Origin of the sequence: Mycobacterium sp. (assembly GCF_032159765.1) — a bacterium.
In the GTDB taxonomy this organism is placed as follows: Bacteria; Actinomycetota; Actinomycetes; order Mycobacteriales; family Mycobacteriaceae; genus Mycobacterium.
Genome location: NZ_JAVHWM010000177.1, coordinates 1 through 19,686, shown reverse-complemented (window position 1 = coordinate 19,686; position 19,686 = coordinate 1). Strand labels below are relative to the sequence as shown.

At 65.0% G+C, this 19,686-nt stretch carries 20 protein-coding genes and 1 pseudogene; 11 read left to right on the top strand and 10 right to left on the bottom strand.

What is annotated here, in order from left to right; genetic code table 11:
- Positions 1-523: DUF222 domain-containing protein (locus QOH60_RS21770; protein ID WP_526423942.1), on the bottom strand; the 523-nt coding region annotated here is incomplete at its 3' end.
- A 168-nt stretch (positions 524-691) separates the two neighbouring features.
- Here QOH60_RS21770 and QOH60_RS21765 point away from each other — a divergent pair.
- Complete coding sequence (locus tag QOH60_RS21765; RefSeq protein WP_526423941.1) at positions 692-1,714, top strand: nitronate monooxygenase; 1,023 nt, start codon at positions 692-694, stop codon at positions 1,712-1,714.
- A 2-nt stretch (positions 1,715-1,716) separates the two neighbouring features.
- Positions 1,717-2,595, top strand: a complete 879-nt coding sequence (locus QOH60_RS21760; RefSeq protein WP_526423940.1) for an LLM class flavin-dependent oxidoreductase — start codon at positions 1,717-1,719, stop codon at positions 2,593-2,595.
- Here the strand turns inward: QOH60_RS21760 and QOH60_RS21755 are convergent.
- From QOH60_RS21755 to QOH60_RS21745, 3 genes are read right to left on the bottom strand one after another with little or no spacing between them, the layout of a single operon-like run.
- Positions 2,592-3,461: a DUF4097 family beta strand repeat-containing protein gene (locus QOH60_RS21755; RefSeq protein WP_526423939.1), complete on the bottom strand. Its 870-nt coding sequence runs from the start codon at positions 3,459-3,461 to the stop codon at positions 2,592-2,594. The genes QOH60_RS21760 and QOH60_RS21755 overlap by 4 nt on opposite strands.
- Positions 3,462-3,481: 20 nt before the next feature.
- A complete protein-coding gene (locus QOH60_RS21750) occupies positions 3,482-4,126 on the bottom strand; it encodes a response regulator transcription factor (protein WP_526423938.1) in 645 nt (214 codons plus the stop codon).
- On the bottom strand, positions 4,114-5,430 hold the full coding sequence (locus QOH60_RS21745; RefSeq protein ID WP_526423937.1) for a sensor histidine kinase: 1,317 nt from the start codon (positions 5,428-5,430) through the stop codon (positions 4,114-4,116). Before QOH60_RS21745 ends, QOH60_RS21750 begins: the two co-directional genes overlap by 13 nt.
- A gap of 119 nt (positions 5,431-5,549) precedes the next feature.
- Here QOH60_RS21745 and QOH60_RS21740 point away from each other — a divergent pair, with 119 nt between their 5' ends.
- The 4 genes from QOH60_RS21740 (at position 5,550) to QOH60_RS21725 (ending at position 8,041) form a co-directional block, all read left to right on the top strand.
- Positions 5,550-5,999 (top strand): MarR family winged helix-turn-helix transcriptional regulator, encoded by a 450-nt coding sequence (locus tag QOH60_RS21740; protein ID WP_526423936.1) that lies wholly within the window; start codon positions 5,550-5,552, stop codon positions 5,997-5,999.
- Positions 5,996-6,832 carry an ATP-binding cassette domain-containing protein gene (locus QOH60_RS21735; protein WP_526423935.1) on the top strand — a complete coding sequence of 279 codons (837 nt, stop codon included), beginning with the start codon at positions 5,996-5,998 and terminating at the stop codon, positions 6,830-6,832. Before QOH60_RS21740 ends, QOH60_RS21735 begins: the two co-directional genes overlap by 4 nt.
- Before the next feature lie 10 nt (positions 6,833-6,842).
- Positions 6,843-7,643: an ABC transporter permease gene (locus QOH60_RS21730; protein ID WP_526423945.1), complete on the top strand. Its 801-nt coding sequence runs from the start codon at positions 6,843-6,845 to the stop codon at positions 7,641-7,643.
- A gap of 65 nt (positions 7,644-7,708) precedes the next feature.
- Complete coding sequence (locus QOH60_RS21725) at positions 7,709-8,041, top strand: hypothetical protein (RefSeq protein WP_526423934.1); 333 nt, start codon at positions 7,709-7,711, stop codon at positions 8,039-8,041.
- A gap of 10 nt (positions 8,042-8,051) precedes the next feature.
- On the opposite strand, the gene QOH60_RS21720 is transcribed toward QOH60_RS21725, so the two are convergent.
- On the bottom strand, positions 8,052-8,270 hold the full coding sequence (locus tag QOH60_RS21720; protein WP_526423933.1) for a hypothetical protein: 219 nt from the start codon (positions 8,268-8,270) through the stop codon (positions 8,052-8,054).
- A 181-nt stretch (positions 8,271-8,451) separates the two neighbouring features.
- Between QOH60_RS21720 and QOH60_RS21715 the strand changes: the two genes are divergently transcribed.
- Complete coding sequence (locus QOH60_RS21715) at positions 8,452-9,438, top strand: magnesium transporter CorA family protein (RefSeq protein ID WP_526423932.1); 987 nt, start codon at positions 8,452-8,454, stop codon at positions 9,436-9,438.
- Here QOH60_RS21715 and QOH60_RS21710 read toward each other — a convergent pair.
- From QOH60_RS21710 to QOH60_RS21695, 4 genes and pseudogenes are all read right to left on the bottom strand, one after another.
- Positions 9,435-9,974: a hypothetical protein gene (locus QOH60_RS21710; RefSeq protein ID WP_526423944.1), complete on the bottom strand. Its 540-nt coding sequence runs from the start codon at positions 9,972-9,974 to the stop codon at positions 9,435-9,437. The two genes, QOH60_RS21715 and QOH60_RS21710, sit on opposite strands and share 4 nt — an antisense overlap.
- A 393-nt stretch (positions 9,975-10,367) precedes the next feature.
- Positions 10,368-12,389 carry a M13 family metallopeptidase gene (locus tag QOH60_RS21705; RefSeq protein ID WP_526423931.1) on the bottom strand — a complete coding sequence of 674 codons (2,022 nt, stop codon included), beginning with the start codon at positions 12,387-12,389 and terminating at the stop codon, positions 10,368-10,370.
- 141 nt (positions 12,390-12,530) lie between these two features.
- Positions 12,531-13,019 (bottom strand): annotated as a pseudogene (locus QOH60_RS21700) (SDR family NAD(P)-dependent oxidoreductase); the annotation flags it as partial.
- A gap of 9 nt (positions 13,020-13,028) precedes the next feature.
- The gene (locus QOH60_RS21695; protein WP_526423930.1) at positions 13,029-13,478 is read right to left on the bottom strand and encodes a nuclear transport factor 2 family protein; all 450 of its coding nucleotides are present in this window, start codon (positions 13,476-13,478) and stop codon (positions 13,029-13,031) included.
- Positions 13,479-13,536: 58 nt separating this feature from the next.
- Here QOH60_RS21695 and QOH60_RS21690 point away from each other — a divergent pair, with 58 nt between their 5' ends.
- From QOH60_RS21690 to polA, 3 genes are all read left to right on the top strand, one after another.
- Positions 13,537-14,427, top strand: coding sequence for an SDR family NAD(P)-dependent oxidoreductase (locus tag QOH60_RS21690; protein ID WP_526423929.1), 891 nt, complete (start codon positions 13,537-13,539; stop codon positions 14,425-14,427).
- Between the two features lie 104 nt (positions 14,428-14,531).
- Positions 14,532-14,903: a hypothetical protein gene (locus QOH60_RS21685; protein WP_526423928.1), complete on the top strand. Its 372-nt coding sequence runs from the start codon at positions 14,532-14,534 to the stop codon at positions 14,901-14,903.
- 61 nt (positions 14,904-14,964) lie between these two features.
- A complete protein-coding gene (gene polA / locus QOH60_RS21680; RefSeq protein WP_526423927.1) occupies positions 14,965-17,691 on the top strand; it encodes a DNA polymerase I in 2,727 nt (908 codons plus the stop codon).
- A 26-nt stretch (positions 17,692-17,717) separates the two neighbouring features.
- Here the strand turns inward: polA and QOH60_RS21675 are convergent, their stop codons facing one another.
- Positions 17,718-18,881 (bottom strand): PrsW family intramembrane metalloprotease, encoded by a 1,164-nt coding sequence (locus QOH60_RS21675; RefSeq protein WP_526423943.1) that lies wholly within the window; start codon positions 18,879-18,881, stop codon positions 17,718-17,720.
- Between the two features lie 173 nt (positions 18,882-19,054).
- Between QOH60_RS21675 and QOH60_RS21670 the strand changes: the two genes are divergently transcribed.
- On the top strand, positions 19,055-19,686 hold a 632-nt coding region (locus tag QOH60_RS21670), incomplete at its 3' end, for a S1 RNA-binding domain-containing protein (RefSeq protein WP_526423926.1).

Genomic DNA, 19,686 nt, shown 5'->3' with positions numbered 1-19,686 from the left:
CCTCGGCGAAGCGGCGCAACTCGTCGGGCCGGTACTGCGCGGCGATCGCGGCGAGTTGGCGCTCAGCCTCTGCTCGGGTGGGCTCATCGAGCCAGTACGGCAGCCGGTCCAGGCAGCCGCGGATAATGCGCACCTGCTCAGCACTGATCTCCCCGGCGGCCTGCCCGGCCGCGGTGGCCTCCAACCGCGCCGGCAACGGCTCACCCGTCAGCGTCTGCCGCGGACCCAAATCTTGGGCCTCGGCAATTAGGCGCCCGGCCTCGGCCTGGGTCACCCGCAACAGGTCAGCCAACGCATTGCGCAGCGACCCACCCAGCTCCTCAGTACTGGCATACTCGGCCAGCCAATTGATCGACTGGTGCCCCAACCCAGCCAGCCGACGCGCCGCGGTCGCCTGGCGGTCCAGGAACCGCCGGTGCTCACTAGCCGACAACGCTTCAGCATTAAAGGCCGCCAACTCATCGACCGCAGCGTCGATGGCGTCCCAGGCGGCCTCGGCCTGCTGCAACGCGATCGAACTCATACCACGAACCTAACGACACCCACCGACAAGAATCCCGACACCACAACCCGCACAACGCAATTCACCCCGACTTATCCACAGATCCGAATCCATCCACAGACACGCACCCACCCCTTGACAACCGGGCCCGCACCCCAACCCAAATCGCCGAGGTGATATGAAGCAGCGATGAGCGCGTTCAACTTCGCCGACCTCGCAGTTCCGGTGATCGCCGCTCCGATGGCCGGCGGCCCCTCGACACCGCAACTGGCGGCCGCCGCGACCAACGCTGGCGGCCTCGGCTTCGTCGCCGCCGGATATCTCACCGCCGACGACTTCGCAACACGCGTAAGGGACGCGCAACAACTCGCCAACGGCCCGATCGGCGCGAATCTTTTTGTCCCACAACCCAGCACGGCCGTCACGGCGGCGATCGACTCCTACGCCGAAGCTTTGGCGGGCGAGGAACAACGATACGGAGTCGAGCTTGGCCAGCCGCGCTACAGCGACGATTCCTGGGCCGCCAAGCTGGAGGCCGTGCTCGACCTGCGCCCAGAGGTGGTCTCGTTCACATTCGATGTGCCCAGCGCCGACGAGATCCGGCGCATGCGCGGCGCGGGCATCACCACGGTCGCCACCGTCACCAGCGAGGCGGAGGCAGCTCTTGCAGAGTCCCGCGGTATCGACGGCCTCGCTGTCCAGGGCCCGGATGCCGGAGGGCACCGCGGTACCTATGACCCCACCGCGGAGCCCAACGCGCAACCGCTGCCGGAGCTGCTCGCGGAGATCCTCGCCCACACCGCCCTTCCGGTGGCGGCCGCGGGCGGCTTGATGACGGCAGCCGACATCGACGCCGTGCTGAAAGCGGGCGCGGTGGCCGCCCAGCTGGGGACCGCGTTCCTGCTGTCCGACGAGGCTGGCAGTAGCCCGGTACACCGCAAGGCTCTGCAGAACCCCGAATTCACAGAAACCGCCGTGACGAAAACATTCTCGGGTCGCTACGCGCGCGGATTACGCAATCGCTTCATCGACGAGCATGAGGCGCAGGCGCCGTTCGGGTACCCACAGATTCACTATCTGACCAGCCCGGTCCGAGCGGCATCGGTCAAAGCCGGCGACCCGAATGCCGTAAATGTCTGGGCAGGAACGGGATTCAAAAACATAAGGGCGGCATCAGTCGCGGTGATCATGGGAGAACTGTCGTGCAGATAGGCATGACCTTGCCGATCATGGAACCCGACGTCGACGCAACGATATTGAAGACATGGGCAACCCAGATCGACGACGGCCCGTTCTCCTGCGCGTGTTTCGGTGAGCGGATCGCCTTCGACAATCCCGAAACTCTGACGCTGATCGGCGCGCTCGCGGCGTGGACCGACCGGGCGCGGTTGGTGGCCACCGTCATCGTCCCGCAGCTGCACGACCCCGTGATGCTGGCGAAGGCGCTGGCGACGGGTGACATGCTGTGCGCCGGGCGATTGACGGTCGGCTTGGGGGTGGGAGGCCGCATCGAGGACTACCAAGCCGTCGGCGCCGACCCCGCGACGCAGACGATGCGTGGCATGGCGGCCCGAGTCGCCGTGATGAAACGTGTGTGGGCCGGGGAGAAGACCACCGACTCCGTGCGCCCGGTGGGTCCGCAACCTGTCCAGGTCGGCGGACCCGAGTTGCTGGTCGGCACCACAGGGCCGAAAACCATTCGCAGCGCGTCTCTTTGGGCTGACGGGCTCGCAGGGGTCAGCCTTGATCTCGACACCGAGAACGTGAGCGCGCTGTTCGAGGTGGCGCGCAACGCCTGGGCCGGCAAGGGCAAACCGCCGCCGCGCCTTACCACCTCGTTCTGGTTCGCACTCGGAGAGCGGGATGCGGCCCGGGAGCAGATTCATCGCCATCTGCGCCACTACATGAACTGGATTCCTGCCGAATACGTCGACGCGATGGCCCCGTCCACCGGATTCGCGGGAAGCCAGGACGATCTACGAAAAACGTTGCAACGCTTCGCCGACATCGGAGCCGATGAGGTGCAACTGATTCCGACGAGCACCGACGTCAGCCAGCTGCGCGCCGCCGCCGAGGTCGCTGCCGCGCTCTAACGCAGCTCGGTCACTTTCACGTCGCCGTTGTTCGACCGTGCGGTCACGGCGGGCGCGCCCGCATCGCTGCTCTGGGGCACTGTGACCGTCGTATCGCCGTGCCGCCCTTCGGATCGCGCGAGCACCCGATACGGGCCCGGGCCCGGAACCGTCAGCTCGATGTCGCCGTTGTTGCTGGTTGCTTCGACGGTGCGTGGTGCGGATCTGAAGGCCAGCGTGATGTCGCCGTTGTTGGTGTTGGCGCGCAGGGACTCGGTGACGGCGACCGGGTTGCGGGTGGAGATGTCGCCGTCGGTGACGCGGACATCGACGCGCCGGGCAGATCCGCCGAGCGTCAGTGCCCCGGAATCGACGGCCGCGGTCAACTGGTCGAGATCGGCGTCAGTGAAGAGAAGTCCGGTCTGCTGGTGGACGGTGACGCTGATTCCCCGTGCGATCCCTGGCGGGAGCACCACGGTGATCTCGGCCAGCCGGCTCCACGGCAGGTACGAGACGCCGGATGTGCCGAGCGTGACGCGGCTGCCCCCCGCGTCGTTCGCGACGATCAGCCGTCGGGTGTTCTCGCGACTAGAGGTGAGCATCCGCAGATCGACCCGTGGCTCGGACCCGGTGGTGTCACCGGTGACCCGCACGATCACCGGAACGTCGCCGCTGTCCACGGTCAGTGATCGCACACCCGGCGTCAGCTTCTGGCTGTCGGTGATGACCCGAAAAGTGCTCAGCCCGAAAGCAAGAACGGCAAGCGCGACCACGCTGCACGCCACCAGCACAACGGCGACGGCTACCAATCCGAAGCGGATTCCGGTGCGTCGGCCGCTGGACAGGACCGGCGGCTGAGAAGTAGGCGGCGGAGCGATTGTCGTCATGGTCTGCAATCCCTTTCGGTCTACGACTCGAGATAGCGCAAAACCGCCAGAACACGGCGGTTCTCGGTGTCATCGGGTGCCAGCCCAAGCTTCGTGAAGATCGATGCGATGTGCTTCTCGGCCGACCCGGTGGAGATGTGCAGCGTCGCCGCAATTGCCGAGTTCGTCCTGCCTTCGGCCATCAGCTGCAGCACTTCCCGTTCGCGGGGGGTGAGTTCGTCGAGGGCCGACCGGCGGTGTGAGCGCACCAAGATCTGCGACACCACTTCGGGATCCAGCACGGTGCCACCGCCGCCGACCACCTCGACGGCGTCGAGGAACGCGGGCACGTCGGCCACCCGGTCCTTCAGGAGATAGCCGAATCCCCTAGTGTCCGAGGCGATCAGGTCGGCGGCGTAGCGCTCTTCCACGTAGTGCGACAGCACCAGCACGGGGGATTCGGGGTTCTGGCTGCGCAACAGCGTGGCGGCGCGAATACCCTCGTCCGTGAACGTCGGAGGCATCCGGACATCGACGATCGCGAGGTCGGGATGAGTCTCGTTGACGATGCGGAGCAGGTTCGACGCGTCCGGCACCCCGGCCACCACCTCGTGACCGGCGTCGATCAGGATGCGTTCGATTCCGGCCCGCAGCAGCGCGGAATCCTCCGCGATCACGATCCGCATGGCAGTACCGCGGTCACGATCGTCGGTCCGGTGGCTGGGCTGGAGACGGTAAACGTTCCGCGCGCCGCGCGCACCCGTTCGGCAAGGCCTCGCAGGCCGGTCGCGTCCGCGGTGTCAGTGACGGCAGCTCCGCCGCGGCCGTCGTCGAACACGCTGACGTACAACTGGTTTTGGGCCTCGTCGAGCCGCACGGTGACGACGGCCTGTGATGCCTGCGCGTGTTTGGCGACGTTGGTCAACGCCTCGGCGACCACGAAATAGGCGACGGATTCGGTCTCCGCCGGTAGCCGCCGCGGGAGGTTGACGTTCAGCGTCGTCGGAACCCCCGTGTTCTGCGCACGTTGGACTACCGACGAGAGTGCCGCGTCCAAGCCGCGGTCAGAAAGAATGGTCGGTGCGATGCCGCGTACCACGTTGCGCAGTTCCACGAGAGCGGTTTTCGCGTCGTTGTGCGCCTCGGCGATCAGCGCCTTGGCGGCCGGCGGATCGGTGTCGAGTTTGGTCTGTGCCAGCCCTATCGTCATCGCGAGCGACACCAGCCGTGGCTGCACGCTGTCGTGCAGGTCGCGTTCGATGCGGTGGCGCTCGGTCTGCGCCGACGTCACCGCGCCCAACCTCGCGTCGGCGAGCTCGCTGACCTCGTGCCGCAGCATCGCCGTTGGCGACGGCGACAACAACCAGCGGTCAATCCTCGCGTCGATCGCGGGTGCGAAGACCACGATCGCTGCGGCTAAGGCGAGTGCGATCACTGCGAGCAGCCACGCCAGCCACACAGGCAGGAATGACAGGCCGGCGTCGTTGTCGCTGCGGCTCACCGCGATCGCGGCGGCCGGGGCCAGCAACGCGAATACCAAGAGCGCGAAGGCAAAACCAGTCGCGACGAAGTCATAGAACATGCGAAGGAGGTGGTGCGCGGCCGCCTTCCAGAACCGCTCGCTGCTGATGTCCAGCCAGAGTTGATGCGCCCAACCCTGAAAACCCGTGTACTGCGTGAGCTTTCGCGGAGGCACCGGAATCGCCATGCCGAACACTGCTTCGCTGCGACGCCGTTCGAGCCATTCCGCCCCGCGGATGAGATACACGAAGACGACGGCCGAGAGCACTACGCCGATCAGTGACGGGATCGAGGTGATCCCCACGATCAGGATGGTGAGCGGAAGCCACAGCCAGAATGCCGCGACCAAAGCGCCGACGATCATCGACGCCGACGGCACGACCCCGATGTGGCGAGGTGTGCGTGCTGCCGGGAACGCGTCCGTAATGGCAACGGAGTCCAAGGTGTCTTGGCCGGTGATGGAGACCATACGTTCAAACCTAGGGAGCGCGGGCCCAGTGCAACATGGCGTTTACCCGAGACCTTGAAGGGGGATTTCCCCCGCATGCGTGCGTGTCATTACCTCTGTCACAGAGGTAATGTGGGGTCATGGCCACACGAACCGACCTCGTCGGTGAGGTGTTCGCCGTGGTGGGACGGTTTCGACGGCAGCTGCGGCGCTCCGCGGGCCGCGGCTTCGACGCGACCGGGCTGACCGAGGCGCAGGCTGAACTGCTGCGCCTCGTCGGCAGGCGGCCCGACATTTCTGTCCGCGACGCGGCGGCTGAGCTCGGCCTCGTTCCCAACACCGCGTCGACGCTGGTGTCCAAGCTGGCCTCCGACGGCCTGATCACGCGCACCACAGACGCCGACGACCGCCGGGTGGGCAGGTTGCGGCTGACCGACTCGGCCCAACATGTCGCCGACGCATCGCGCGCGGCCGGTCGCGCGGCGCTTTCCAATGTGCTCGACGAACTGGACGCTCACCAGCTCGAGGCGTTGTCCCGGGGCCTGTCGGTGATGGCCGACGTCACGCGCAGACTTCAGGAGCGGCATTGATCACTTCCAACAACCTGAGCACCACAAACGCACCGGCCGTCGACTGCAGGCATCTCACGCACTCGTATGGCGACTTCATCGCGGTCGACGATTTCACCCTTCAGGTCAATGCACGCGAGACGCTCGGCCTGCTCGGCCCCAACGGCGCGGGTAAGACGACGGTGGTTCGCGTGCTGACCACGCTGACCCCAGTGCAGTCCGGGGAGGTGTTCATCTTCGGCCTGGACAGCCGACGGCAGATGATGGACATCCGGTACAACATCGGCTATGTGCCGCAGCAACTTTCGATCGAGCCGACGCTGACGGGACGCCAGAACGTCGAGTGGTTCGCCAGGCTGTACGACGTACCGCGACGAGACCGCGCGAGCCGCGTGGCCGCCGCGATGGAGGCGATGAACCTGCTCGACGTGGCCGACGAGCTTGCGGTCACGTATTCGGGCGGGATGGTCCGGCGTCTCGAGCTGGCGCAGGCTCTCGTGAACCGGCCGTCGCTGCTGCTGCTCGACGAACCGACGGTCGGCCTGGATCCCATTGCACGCGATGGGGTTTGGGCTCAAGTGCAGAGCATGCAGGCGGAGTTCGGCATGACAGTGTTGTTGACTACTCACTACATGGAGGAGGCTGACGCGCTGTGTGACCGCGTGGCGCTGATGCATCACGGGAGGCTGCAGGCCGTGGGCACGCCCGCGGAACTCAAGGCCAACGTTTCCAAGGAAGCGACTCTCGAGGACGTATTCCGCCACTATGCCGGGTCGGCTCTCGGCGAGGAGTCGTCGAGAACCGGCCTGCGCGAAATCCGTTCCAGCAGAAGGACGGCGCGCCGTGTCGGTTGAGCCCCAAGCGATGGTCAACGTCGTGCTCGCCCCCAGGGGGTGGCGGCGGATACGCGGCCTGCTGGCGCGCATCTGGGCCTTCTCGCTGGTGGAACTGCAGAAGCTGGCACACGACCGCACGGAGCTGATCACCCGAATGGTGCAGCCCGCGTTGTGGTTGCTGATATTCGGTCAGGTGTTCTCACAGCTGCGGGTGATCAACACCGGCTCGGTGCCGTATCTCGCGTTCCTCGCCCCGGGCATCATCGCGCAGTCGGCGCTGTTCATCTCGATCTTCTACGGCATTCAGATCGTCTGGGACCGTGACGCCGGGATACTGGCCAAGCTCATGGTCACGCCCGCGCCGGCGTCGGCGCTGATCACTGGCAAGGCCTTTGCGGCAGGTGTGCGCTCCGTCGCTCAGGTGATAGGGGTGCTCGTCATCGCCTACCTGATGGGTGTGCACATGACCATGAATCCGTTGCGGATCCTCGGCGCGATGGCCGTGGTGGTGCTGGGTTCGGCGTTCTTCGCCTGCCTGTCGATGACGCTCGCAGGCCTGGTCCGCAACCGGGACCGGCTGATGGGCATCGGCCAGGCCATCACGATGCCGTTGTTCTTCGCCTCCAACGCCCTGTACCCGGTTGAGGTGATGCCGCGCTGGCTGCGCTGGCTTTCCACGGTCAATCCGCTCAGCTACGAGGTGAACGCGCTGCGCACCCTGCTGATCGGCGTGCCGTCCAACGGGCTGTTGGACGTGGCGGTCCTGATCGTCGCCGCCCTGGCCGGTATTGCGGCGGCATCGACGCTGCTGAGGCGCCTGGTTCGGTGACACCTGTCGCGTTTCGGCCTCAAGGTGTGCAGAATGTCTGAAAGCCGAAAAGCAAGGGGACGTCAGTGACGAGTAGTCGGAGTGCAGTTCGCGGGGTCATGGTCGGCGCGTTTTCGGTGGCAGCGCTCGGCATCCCGCTCGGTCTAGCGCTGACGAACCAGCCTGCGGCCACGCCGCTGGCCTGCCCGGGTTCGATCGACGTCAACGTCATCCAGATCGGCGCTCCCGTCGACACGTGCAACCTCGGGCCGATGGCTCCCCCGATCACCGGAGGAGCGCCCAGCCAGCAGACACTGACCAACTGCTCGGGCATCCCGGGGTGCCTGTCCAACGCGCTCTACGGTCCGGGCAACGTCCTGGTGCCTGACCGCGACACCACGGTCCGCCAGAGCCAGTAGCCGCCCGGCGTCAGACCCTGGGGAATTTGGCGGAACTCGCTAGCGCACCGAGTTCCACGACTCCCAGCAGGAGCAACGGCCATATCGCGCCGGCAACGACGCTCGTCACCACGTATCCGCGCAGCGACGGCGGCCGTCGGCTATCGGCCATTGTGCGCGCCGCCGTCAACGCGGTCGTCGTCGTCAACATCCAACCGCCCAGGTAAACCAATACCAGCGGTGTGATCACAGCTGACCCCCTTGCGTCTGCGACCTTCGTGTGTTTCCCCTCCATGAGGAAACCAAACATCTCGGGAAATGTCTGTCCCACCCAGGCGCGTCTGTGAAGTACCCGGCAAATTTCGCGTGTCAAGGGCAAATCCACCCCGCGGACGCCACAATGGGCGCTGTCGAACATGAGGGGAGGCACTATGACTGACGTCGCCGACGTGCACACGGTTGCCGACGACTGGAGCCACATGAGCAGGACGACGTTCGACTCCTGGGAGCCGGCGCCTGGTCAGTTCACCGCCGAACAGGTCGACCATCTCAAGCGCTGGATCGAGGAAGGCTTTCGGAGCCGGGTTGAGATCGAGGACGACTATTTAGTCGGCATTTTCCTGGTGCCTGTGCTCGATGCGGAGGCCGACGCGATCTGGATGCGCAAGGTCGGGCTGCTGGCGACGCGCGAGGCGGTGCTCACCGTCGACGCCCCGCCGGATGGGCGACCTCCGCTGACATTCGACGAGATCAAGAGGCGTCTGCGGTCGTCCGCGAATCGCTCGCCCGGCGTGCTCGTATACCTTCTGGTCGATCAGATCGCCTGGGCGTTTACCGAGCTCGTGGAGGGATTCGGTGCCGAAATCAACGAGATCGAAGACGCCCTCGACGACAGCCACCCGCACCGGGCATCCGATGCCGAGGATTTCCGCAAGCGGCTGCAGGCGTTCCGCAGCGACCTCCATGACGTCAGGTCGTCACTGCTGCCAACCAAGCAGGCGGTGCACAACATCGTCTGCGGCCAGGATCTGACGGGCGCCGAGTTGTTCCCGCACGACGTCGAAGAGCTGCTGCGCGACACCGACGACAGGCTGCAATACGTCGCCGAGGCGCTCGACGTCGTCCGCGACGAGATCAGCGGCCTCCGCGACTACCTACAGGCCCGGATCGGCAACGAGCAGAACGAGATCATGAAGGCGCTGACCATCGTGGCGGCCCTTGTGCTGATCCCGACGTTCGTCGTGGGTTTCTACGGTCAGAACTTCGAGGACTTTCCGGGCATCCACGACGGACCGGCGCCGTTCTGGATCGTGTGCAGCCTGATGGTGCTCATCGTCTCGTTGGAGTTCTGGTACCTGTGGTACCGGGGCTGGGTCGGCAATCGACGCGGACGGCGGAAGAAAGAGCCGCGAGCTTAGATCGCCTGGTCGGCCGGCACGTCCGGTGCAGGTGCCGGTGCATCCACCTGGACCGCAGGCGCGGGCTCCTCAACCGGCGCCTCGACCGGTGCAGGCGCGGGTGCATCTGCTGGTGCGTCGACAGGCTGGCCGTCGATTGCGGCGTTGACCGCATCGATCTGATCCGGCGACATCGGGAGATACATGTGGTGGTTGAACTGACGCTGGTAGGCGCCCTGCCCGCCGATCCGCACGCCACCACCTTCGCCCGAGGACACGTTCGTGCCGTCCGGCAAGGTCACCGCGGTGTGATAGCTGTTCCAGCCGATCACCAATGCTCCGGGCTGTGTGCCGTACTGGAAGCCGCGGGCCAACAGTGCCTTTTCTTCATTAGTTGTATGAAAACGGTCGCCAAACGCCGGGCGACCAGTTGCGACATTACTTACCCAAGATGCCAGGCCTGAGCAATCCGTTCCGCGGGGGGAATCCCCACCAGAAACATACGGGGTGCCCGAAACCTGGTGCAGTAGCGACATAACCGTTACGAGAGCAAACATGGGCCCGAACGCTAACAGAACTCGGATTATCGACAAAACTTTGTGATGCCCTTCACAAACGCATTTGTATATTGCCGACACCACTAAATTCGCTTTTTTCACGGTCGTTGATCCGAGCGTGACACTGCCTTTGACCTCGCACTATGTTACGACATCAGGCGCACGCAACTTGGCAAGAATTAGTCGCGTGTTAGTTGGGTCACTTCCTGGAAAATATGACGGCGTAGCCCGCGCCTACTGCATTCAGCACGTTTGCAGTGTGCGGCTCGCGGGAGACTTCACTGCAGATCACGTGCCTACCAGCAATTAACTATGGTAAGAGCGTTCTCGGCACAGTACCGGATTCCCCGGCAATCTGCGAGTCGGCAAAATCCCGCATTTTCCACTGAACCGTCACCAGACGCGAACGCGATCCTCAGGCTTGAGGTACAGCGCATCACCCGGCTGGACGTTGAACGCTTCATACCACTCGTCGATATTCCGGACGGTCCCGTTGACCCGGAACTTGTCAGGGCTGTGGGGGTCCGAGAGCATCTGATTGCGCTCTGCCTCGGGCCGGCAGACGCTCTTCCAGGACGCCGCGAAGGCGATGAAGAAGCGCTGGTCGCCGGTCAGTCCGTCGATCACCGGCGCGTCCTTACCGCCCAGCGACAGCTTGTACGCGTCGTACGCGATCCGCAGCCCCGCCAGGTCGGCGATGTTCTCGCCGAGCGTCAGCCTGCCGTTGATGTGGGTGCCGGGCAGCGGCTCATACCCGTTGTACTGCTCGACGAGCCTGTCTGTCTCGTGCACGTAGCGTTCGGCATCGGTTGGTGTCCACCAATCGCGCTGCATGCCGGTGCCGTCGCTCTTGCGTCCCTGGTCGTCGAACGCGTGGCTCATCTCGTGGCCGATGGTGGCGCCGATCGCGCCGTAGTTCGCCGCGGCATCGGCGTCGGGATCGAAGTTCGGGGGCTGCAGGATGGCGGCGGGGAACACGATGTCGTTGAGCTGCGCGGAGTAGTACGCGTTGATGGTCTGCGGGGACATCATCCATTCGGCGCGGTCGATGGGCTTTCCCAATTTGTTGACGCTGTCGTCCCAGCCCCACACGGCGAGGTTGTTCTCGTTGCCGACGAGGTCGTCGGCACGAATGCCGACCGTCGCATAGGACTTCCACTTGTCGGGGTAGCCGATTTTGGCGTTCAAGGCGGCCAGCTTGGCCTGCGCTTCCTTCCTCGTTTCCGGCGCCATCCAGGAGGCGGCATCGATCCGCTTGCTGTAGGCGGTGCGGAGGTTCTCGACAAGCGCCCGCGCCTTGTCGCGCGCTTGCTGATTGAAATGCGCCGCGACGTACTGCTCGCCGACGGGATCACCAAGCTCATTGCTGGTCTTCGTAACCCCGCGCTTCTCACGCGGTGCGCGCTGCTCGCTGCCGTTGAGCGTCCGGCCGTAGAAGTCGAACAGCTCGTCGGCGAACGGCGTGGACAGTTCACCGGCATAGGCGTCGAGCACGCGGTAGCGGAAGTACGCCTGCCACGCGTCAATTGGCTCAGTGGCGAACAACGCGGCCGACTTGTGCAGCGTGTCCGGCATCCCGACCTGGAAGTCCGTCTCCGCGGGCAACTTCAGTGCATCGAAAATCTCGCGCAACGGCGCGCCTTCGCCGAGCTTCTCGACCTCCGCGCGCGTCATCTGGTGGTTCGTCTTGTCGACGTCGCGTGCGTCCTCTTGCGGAACTTGGACCTGCGCAAGCTTTGTTTCCAGGTCGAGCAGTTGTTGGGCCATGTGCGCTGAATCGGTGTAACCCGCGAGTCCGAGCAAGCGCGTCGCGTGCTCGACGTACTTCTTGCGCAGCTCGACCGAATCGGCGTCAGTCTTGAGGTAGTAGTCGCGGTCAGGAAGCGACAGCCCGCTCTGCCACATTCCCGGTAGGTAGCGGGTCGGCTTGTTGGGGTCGATGTCCACCCCGACGGGGAACGGGTCGTCGATGGACGTCTTGCCCTCGAACGAGACAAGCACCGAGTTGAGACCGGCCCGGTCGGTGCTTCCGTCGATCGCCGTCAGCAGCGGTTTGACGGGCTCGACGCCCTTCTTGTTCAGCAACGCCTCGTCCATGTAGGCCGCGTAGTGGTCGCCGATCTGCTGCGAGATGTCGCCGGTGGGTGCGTGCTTGGACTGGGCAGTCTCGACGATGTTCTTCAGGTCGCCGTCGAGGCGGTCTTGCATCTCCAGGCCGACACCGGCGCACACCTTGTCGGGAGGGATCTTCGCGTTCTTGACCCACGTGCCCAGCACATAGTCGAAGAAGTCGTTGCCCGGCTTGACCGACTTGTCCATCGTCGACGTGTCGACCCCCCACGTGCCGAGTTTCGGCTTGGGCGGCGCCTGCTCGGCAGGCTTGTCGCACCCGGCGAGCACGAGGCCGGCGGTCATGCAGACCGCGATCGTACGAATGACAATGCTCACCGATGACCTCCTAAGCCAGACCAGCGCAGCTTAGCTGCGCGTCGCCGGTACCAGTCATCCCTCTGTCTTTTCGCTCCTCGCGTCCGCGGGCGTCTTTTCGCTCCTCGCGTCCCGCACCGCCTTCAGCACATCGCGGCTGAGCAGCAGCCGCAGCGGCGGGTCGTCCAGGCCGGTCAGCATCAGCACTGCTTCGGCTACCTTGCGCGGGTCGCCGGGTAGATGGTTGGCGAACTCCTTGATCAATGTCTTTCGTGCACCGACGTTTTAGTCGTAATCGCTGATCGGAGTAGATGATTCCCACATCGAGCGGGCGGCCCAATCAGTGCGGAACGCGCCGGGTTCGACCGCGCTGACTTTGATGCCGAACGGCTTGACCTCGTGTGCCAATGTTTCGGTCAACGCCTCGAGCGCGAACTTTGTCGACGAGTAGTACGCGTTGGGCGGGTTGGCGACTAGGCCGGTCATCGACGAGACGTTGATGATGTGGCCTGACTGGCGCGCGCGCATCCCGGGCAGCACCGCCTTGATGGTGTCGACGACGCCGAAGTAGTTGGTGTCGAACAGCTTTCGGACCTTGTCGTCTTCGCCTTCCTCGATCCACAGCGGTCAGAACTTCAGGTGGTGGCTGGTGTCGCCGACCTGATCGATGAACATGATCCGGGTGTCGAACCACCACGTGTCGTCGATGCGGTGGAACGTGTCTTTGTAGTGGCCGGTCACGATGATCTGCAGCGGCAGGTCGGGCGTCGCCTGGGTGACGCAGTAGTACGAGCTGCCGTGAGCCGTTCCGGCGAGTTGGTCGACATGGATTTTCACGTTGCTGGTCAGATGCTTGGTTTTCGGTGTGCCGTCCTCGTAGAGGCGCGTCGCCATCTCGTACATCGTGCGCACGCCAGTAATCCCGGTGAACACGGTCTCGGGGGGACCGCCCTCCACGCCGCAGATCCGGCCGTGCGCGAACAGTGCCGCGACGCCGTCGAGGTCGCCTGCGTCCATCCGCTCGGCGTAGGTGTAGACCAGGTTCTCGATCTCGCGAGCGGCGTCGGCTCCGGTCATTTTGCGAACACAACCAGTAGGGCTCGGTCATGTCAACGAGCGTCGTTAGTCTCATCGAATGACTTCACAGTGGTCGCCGGCGCGTCTCGGCGACATGAAAGCCAAGCGCGTCATCGTCACCGGCGCCACCAACGGCGTCGGGCTGGCGACGGCGCGGGCCCTCGCACACGCAGGAGCTCAGGTGATCCTCGCGGTGCGCAACCTCGAGCTCGGCGCGCAGCGCGCCGCCGAGATGGGCGGTGAGACGTCGGTGGTCAAACTCGACCTCGCGGATCAAGCGTCAGTGAAGGCGTTTCCCGGCCTCGTCGACGGCGACGTCGACATCCTCATCAACAATGCAGGAGCTGTCGTCACACGTCGAAGCGAGACCGTCGACGGATTCGAGATCACGATGGGCACGAATTTTCTCGGCCCGTTCGCGCTGACGAATCTGTTGTTCGAGCGGGTGCGTTCGCAGATCATCAACGTCGGGTCCGACGCCCACAAGTCGTCGACGATAGCGTTCGACGACCCGCATCTTCGCACCCGCAAGTGGTCTGCACTACCGGCGTACGGGCGGTCCAAGCTAGCCGTGATGCTGTGGGGATTGGAACTTGACCGACGTCTTCGTGCGGCGCACTCACCGGTCACCACGTACCTGACCCACCCGGGCTGGGTTGCGTCGAACCTCTCGAACGTCTCCGAGAGGCGCGTGATGTCGGCAGTCCACAAGGTCGTTCAGCGGGTGGGCAATGTGATCGGCAACGATATCGATGCCGGCGCCGCGCCAACCTTGTACTGCATCACCGAGCCGATTCCGCCGGGAAGCTACGTCGGCATCGACGGCAGGATGGGATTCAAGGGTGGCCCGACGCTCGCCGGGCGCACCGCGAACGCGTGCGACTACGACGCCGCCGCGAAACTTTGGGAGTTCGCCGAAAAGGAAACCGGCACAACGCTTTCGGTGTAGCGGTTGGCGGCTGCGTTGCCAGACCTTGTCGCGGGCCGGGCCACACGAGTAGCGTCATCAACATTCACAGCGATTCCACAGGACCGCGAGATCGGAGACCATCGATGGGACTCTTCAAGAAGGCAAAGGACGCAGCCCAGCAGGCTATGGGTCAGCAGCAGCAGCCTGGCATGGTGAATGTCCAAGGTGCCGGCGGAATGATGAATCCGGCCATGTTCGGCGGTCCGTCGACTCAGTCGGTCGCGGCCGATGACCCGATTTGGGCGCCCATCAACGGCATTTCGCTGCAGGAGTACGCCGAGCTTGCCCGCGAGGCGCAAGGCCGCGGCATCACCGACGAAACCGGCATGATCACCGTCGCCCAGGAACGCGGATGGGCCCCGGCGGACACCAAGGCGGCGATGGACGGTTGGGTGCAGCGGATGGGCCAGTCGATGGCCGTCGGACAGCAGTTCCGCAAGTTGCTCGGCTACTGACGGGGACCGATCACTGAAAGTCAGGCGTAGCGAGCTTGGCGCCTCCGGTGTGTCGGCGGCCATGCATAGAGTTAGGCCCGTGACCGCAAGCGCAACGGCCGAGAAGCCGACATTGATGCTGCTGGACGGCAATTCGCTGGCGTTCCGGGCGTTCTACGCGCTGCCCGCCGAGAACTTCAAGACGCAGGGTGGGCTGACCACCAACGCCGTCTACGGGTTCACCGCGATGCTGATCAACCTGCTGCGCGACGAACAGCCCAGCCATATCGCGGCGGCATTCGACGTCTCCCGCCAGACGTTCCGGCTGGAGAAGTATCCCGAGTACAAGGCGGGCCGGTCCGCAACGCCCGACGAGTTCCGCGGCCAGATCGACATCACCAAGGAAGTCCTCGGCGCGCTTGGCATCACCGTGCTCGCCGAACCCGGGTTCGAGGCCGACGATGTGATCGCCACGCTGGCCACCCAGGCCGAGGATGCGGGATACCGGGTGCTGGTCGTCACCGGTGACCGCGACTCCCTGCAGCTGGTCAGCGACGACGTCACCGTGCTGTACCCGGTAAAGGGAGTCAGCGAGCTGACGCGGTTCACTCCTGAGGCCGTCGTCGCGAAGTACGGGCTGACGCCGCAGCAGTACCCGGACTTCGCAGCGCTGCGCGGGGACCCCAGCGACAACCTCCCCGGTATCCCCGGCGTCGGGGAGAAGACGGCGACGAAATGGATTGCCGAGTACGGGTCGCTGCAGGCGCTCGTCGACGGCGTCGACACTGTGAAGGGCAAGGTCGGCGACGCGCTGCGGGCCAACCTGTCGAGCGTGGTGCTCAACCGCGAACTCACCGACCTCGTCAAGGACGTGCCGCTGGCCCAGACGCCCGACACGCTGCGCATGCAACCGTGGGACCGCGACCACATTCACCGGCTCTTCGACGACCTGGAGTTCCGGGTGTTGCGGGACCGGCTGTTCGACACACTGGCGTCGGCAGATCCCGAGGTCGACCAGGGCTTCGACGTACGGGGAGGAGCTCTTGAGTCCGGTGAGCTGGCCGCATGGCTGGCTGAGCACAGCGATGGCAGCCGCTTCGGGCTCGCGGTGGTCGGCACGCACCTGGCGTTCGACGCCGACGCCACCGCGCTGGCTGTCGTGGCCGCCGACGGGGATGGCCGCTACATCGACACCGCAAGCCTGCATCCCGACGACGAAGCCGCGCTGGCGTCCTGGCTGGCCGACGTCGGCCAGCCCAAGGCGCTGCACGAGGCCAAGCTCGCCATGCACGACCTCGAAGGCCGCGGCTGGAAGCTGGCCGGTGTCACCTCAGACACCGCACTCGCCGCCTATCTGGTGCGGCCCGGGCAGCGCAGCTTCGCGCTCGACGATCTGTCGTTGCGGTACCTGAAGCGCGAGCTCCGCGCGGATAACCCTGAGCAGCAACAGCTTTCGCTGCTCGACGATGGTGAGGGCGTCGACGACCAGGCGGTGCAGACAGTGATCCTGCGCGCCAGCGCCGTGATGGATCTCGCCGATGCGCTCGATGAGGAGCTGGCTCGTATCGACTCCTCGTCGCTGCTGGGCAACATGGAGCTGCCCGTGCAGCGGGCCCTTGCCGACATGGAAACCGCCGGAATTGCCGTGGACCTCGAGCTGCTGTCGGAGCTGCAGAGCGAGTTCGCGGCCCAGATCCGCGACGCTGCCGAGGCCGCGTATGCGGTCGTCGGCAAGCAGATCAACCTCGGCTCGCCCAAACAGCTGCAGGTCGTGTTGTTCGACGAGCTGGAGATGCCGAAGACCAAACGCACCAAAACGGGCTACACCACCGACGCCGACGCGCTGCAGGGGTTGTTCGACAAGACGGGCCACCCGTTCCTTCAGCATCTACTGGCGCACCGCGACGCCACCCGGCTCAAGGTCACCGTCGACGGACTGCTCAACTCGGTGGGCTCCGACGGCCGGATCCACACCACGTTCAACCAGACCATCGCCGCCACCGGCCGACTGTCGTCGACCGAGCCAAACCTTCAGAACATCCCCATTCGCACCGATGCGGGGCGGCGGATCCGCGATGCGTTCGTCGTCGGCAAGGACAGTCAGGGTGACTTCGACGAGCTCATGACGGCCGACTACAGCCAGATCGAGATGCGCATCATGGCCCACCTGTCGAAGGACGACGGCCTGATCGAGGCGTTTCGCACCGGCGAGGACCTGCACTCATTTGTGGCATCGCGGGCATTCTCCGTTCCGATCGACGAGGTCACGCCGGAGCTGCGCCGCCGGGTGAAGGCGATGTCCTACGGGCTGGCGTACGGACTGTCCGCCTACGGATTGGCCGCCCAGCTGAAGATCTCCACCGAGGAAGCCAAGGTGCAGATGGAGCAGTACTTCGACCGGTTCGGCGGGGTGCGCGACTACCTGCGCGATGTCGTCGATCAGGCCCGAAAGGACGGCTACACCTCGACGGTGTTCGGCAGGCGGCGCTACCTGCCTGAACTGGACAGCAGCAATCGCAATGTCCGCGAGGCCGCCGAACGGGCCGCGCTGAACGCCCCGATCCAGGGCAGCGCCGCCGACATCATCAAGGTCGCGATGATCAACGTCGACCAGGGGATCAAGGACGCCGGGCTGAAGTCACGGATGCTGCTACAGGTGCACGACGAGCTGTTGTTCGAGGTCGCCCAGGGCGAGCGCGATGCCCTCGAGACGCTGGTTCGCGACAAGATGGGCGGCGCATACCCGCTGGACGTGCCGCTCGAGGTCAGCGTCGGCTACGGCAGGAGCTGGGACACGGCGGCGCACTAGTCGCCGCCAAGCGGCTCCGTGGAGCACTAGGGTGCGCGGTAGCCGGCCAGCTGTGCCAGCGCAGGCGCGGCCGCCGCCCGTGCCGCGGCGACCGCGTTCACTTCCTCCTGCTGCAGCGCGTAAACGCGCTGGTCGCCGAAGCCCCTGTCGATTCGGTCCCGTACGAAGGCCAGCTCGACCACCTGTGCGGCGAAGTTCTTGACCGACTTGGCGGCGGGCTTACCGCCGAACTGTTTCGCGGTTCTGATCGCTGACTTCCGGCTGCGAAGCGAGCCAAGCCATGTCGCCTCGTTGGGGGCGACCAGGCCGGCCGCAACCATGCCCGGCAGCTTTTCGGCGACGACTCGCTGCTCCCGCCGCCTGCTCAAGACGCCGAGCACAATCACCAGCACGAAAACCGGCACCATCCAGAACAGGTAGGTCAGGAAGTACGCCTCGACGCTCAGCAGCGACGAGCCGTTCCACAGCCCGTGCATGATCACCGCGCCGACATAGCCGAGCAGGATGCAGAGCGCCTTGGCCAGCGCGTTTCGCTGCTTCAGCGCGAAATACACCCCGATGCCGGTCATGCTGGTGAACAGCGAATGGGCGAACGGCGCCATGATCAGCCGCAGCGCGGCGGTCGCCAGGGACTCGGAAACCGACGCGCCACCGCCGATATAGAGGATGTCCTCCAGCCAAGCAAAGCCCGCACCGACGAGCCCGGCGTAGACCAGGCAGTCAGTCAGCGAGTTCAACTCGTTGCGGCGCCGTCCCGTCATCATGAGCAGCAGGAACAGCCCTTTGGCGGCCTCCTCGGTGAGCGGCGCGCCCAGCACGACGGACCAGGGGCTGACCGTGTCCGGCTGGCCGGGGTTGATCGCCGCTTCGATGGTCAGCTGCAGGATCGTCGAGATCACCACCGCGACGGATGTGCCCCAGAGGAACGCGAGGGAGAGCAATCGGGGCGGCTCGGGCTCCCACCTGTCCAGCCACAGGTAGGCGAGCACGACAATCGTCATCGCCACGCTGGACAGCGCGAAGCCGATACCGGCGCCTACGGGGTTCACCGCGGTCAGCCCGATCACGATCAGCCCGGTGACGGTGCCGAGCACGATGATCACGCCGATCGGTGCCCCAACCTTGCGGATTCGCCGAGGCAGCCCGGGATAGGTCACGAAAGAAGGGTAATCGTCGGTGCGGCTGATCATGATCGACCAGCTGAGGAGGCCGAGTTTGTCCAGCATGTACACAGTCGAGTAATCTCAACGGGTACCCGTCTGTGCTCCATCGCGGGTGCGCAGCTCTATGTCGGCGCTCGCGCCGAGCCAACAACTCGAGTCCCATGTCCCTACGACCCAACCTGTCCGGAGCAACCCACCACATGCCAAGTCCCTCCGTCACCTCGCCGCAAGTAGCCCTTAACGACATCGGCTCGGCCGAGGATTTTCTTGCCGCCATCGACAAAACCATCAAATACTTCAACGATGGCGACATCGTCGAAGGGACCATCGTCAAGGTTGACCGTGACGAAGTCCTGCTCGACATCGGTTACAAGACCGAAGGTGTCATTCCTTCCCGTGAGCTCTCCATCAAGCACGACGTCGACCCCAACGAGGTCGTTTCCGTCGGCGATGAGGTCGAAGCCCTGGTCCTCACCAAGGAGGACAAGGAAGGTCGCCTGATCCTGTCCAAGAAGCGCGCTCAGTACGAGCGCGCCTGGGGCACCATCGAAGAGCTCAAGGAAAAGGACGAGGCCGTCAAGGGCACCGTCATCGAGGTCGTCAAGGGCGGCCTGATCCTCGACATCGGCCTGCGCGGCTTCCTGCCCGCCTCGCTGGTCGAGATGCGTCGTGTCCGCGATCTGCAGCCGTACATCGGCAAGGAGATCGAGGCAAAGATCATCGAGCTCGACAAGAACCGCAACAACGTGGTGCTTTCCCGCCGCGCCTGGCTGGAGCAGACCCAGTCCGAGGTTCGCAGCGAGTTCCTCAACCAGCTCACGAAGGGCGCCAT

Bases quoted from the DNA above. Each gene is read 5' to 3' on its own strand.
- QOH60_RS21765 (WP_526423941.1), top strand. From the start codon at position 692: ATGAGCGCGTTCAACTTCGCCGACCTCGCAGTTCCGGTGATCGCCGCT.
- QOH60_RS21760 (WP_526423940.1), top strand. From the start codon at position 1,717: ATGACCTTGCCGATCATGGAACCCGACGTCGACGCAACGATATTGAAG.
- QOH60_RS21755 (WP_526423939.1), bottom strand. From the start codon at position 3,461: ATGACGACAATCGCTCCGCCGCCTACTTCTCAGCCGCCGGTCCTGTCC.
- QOH60_RS21750 (WP_526423938.1), bottom strand. From the start codon at position 4,126: ATGCGGATCGTGATCGCGGAGGATTCCGCGCTGCTGCGGGCCGGAATC.
- QOH60_RS21745 (WP_526423937.1), bottom strand. From the start codon at position 5,430: ATGGTCTCCATCACCGGCCAAGACACCTTGGACTCCGTTGCCATTACG.
- QOH60_RS21740 (WP_526423936.1), top strand. From the start codon at position 5,550: ATGGCCACACGAACCGACCTCGTCGGTGAGGTGTTCGCCGTGGTGGGA.
- QOH60_RS21730 (WP_526423945.1), top strand. From the start codon at position 6,843: ATGGTCAACGTCGTGCTCGCCCCCAGGGGGTGGCGGCGGATACGCGGC.
- QOH60_RS21715 (WP_526423932.1), top strand. From the start codon at position 8,452: ATGACTGACGTCGCCGACGTGCACACGGTTGCCGACGACTGGAGCCAC.
- QOH60_RS21710 (WP_526423944.1), bottom strand. From the start codon at position 9,974: ATGTTTGCTCTCGTAACGGTTATGTCGCTACTGCACCAGGTTTCGGGC.
- QOH60_RS21705 (WP_526423931.1), bottom strand. From the start codon at position 12,389: ATGACCGCCGGCCTCGTGCTCGCCGGGTGCGACAAGCCTGCCGAGCAG.
- QOH60_RS21695 (WP_526423930.1), bottom strand. From the start codon at position 13,478: ATGACCGGAGCCGACGCCGCTCGCGAGATCGAGAACCTGGTCTACACC.
- QOH60_RS21690 (WP_526423929.1), top strand. From the start codon at position 13,537: ATGACTTCACAGTGGTCGCCGGCGCGTCTCGGCGACATGAAAGCCAAG.
- QOH60_RS21685 (WP_526423928.1), top strand. From the start codon at position 14,532: ATGGGACTCTTCAAGAAGGCAAAGGACGCAGCCCAGCAGGCTATGGGT.
- polA (WP_526423927.1), top strand. From the start codon at position 14,965: ATGCATAGAGTTAGGCCCGTGACCGCAAGCGCAACGGCCGAGAAGCCG.
- QOH60_RS21675 (WP_526423943.1), bottom strand. From the start codon at position 18,881: ATGATCAGCCGCACCGACGATTACCCTTCTTTCGTGACCTATCCCGGG.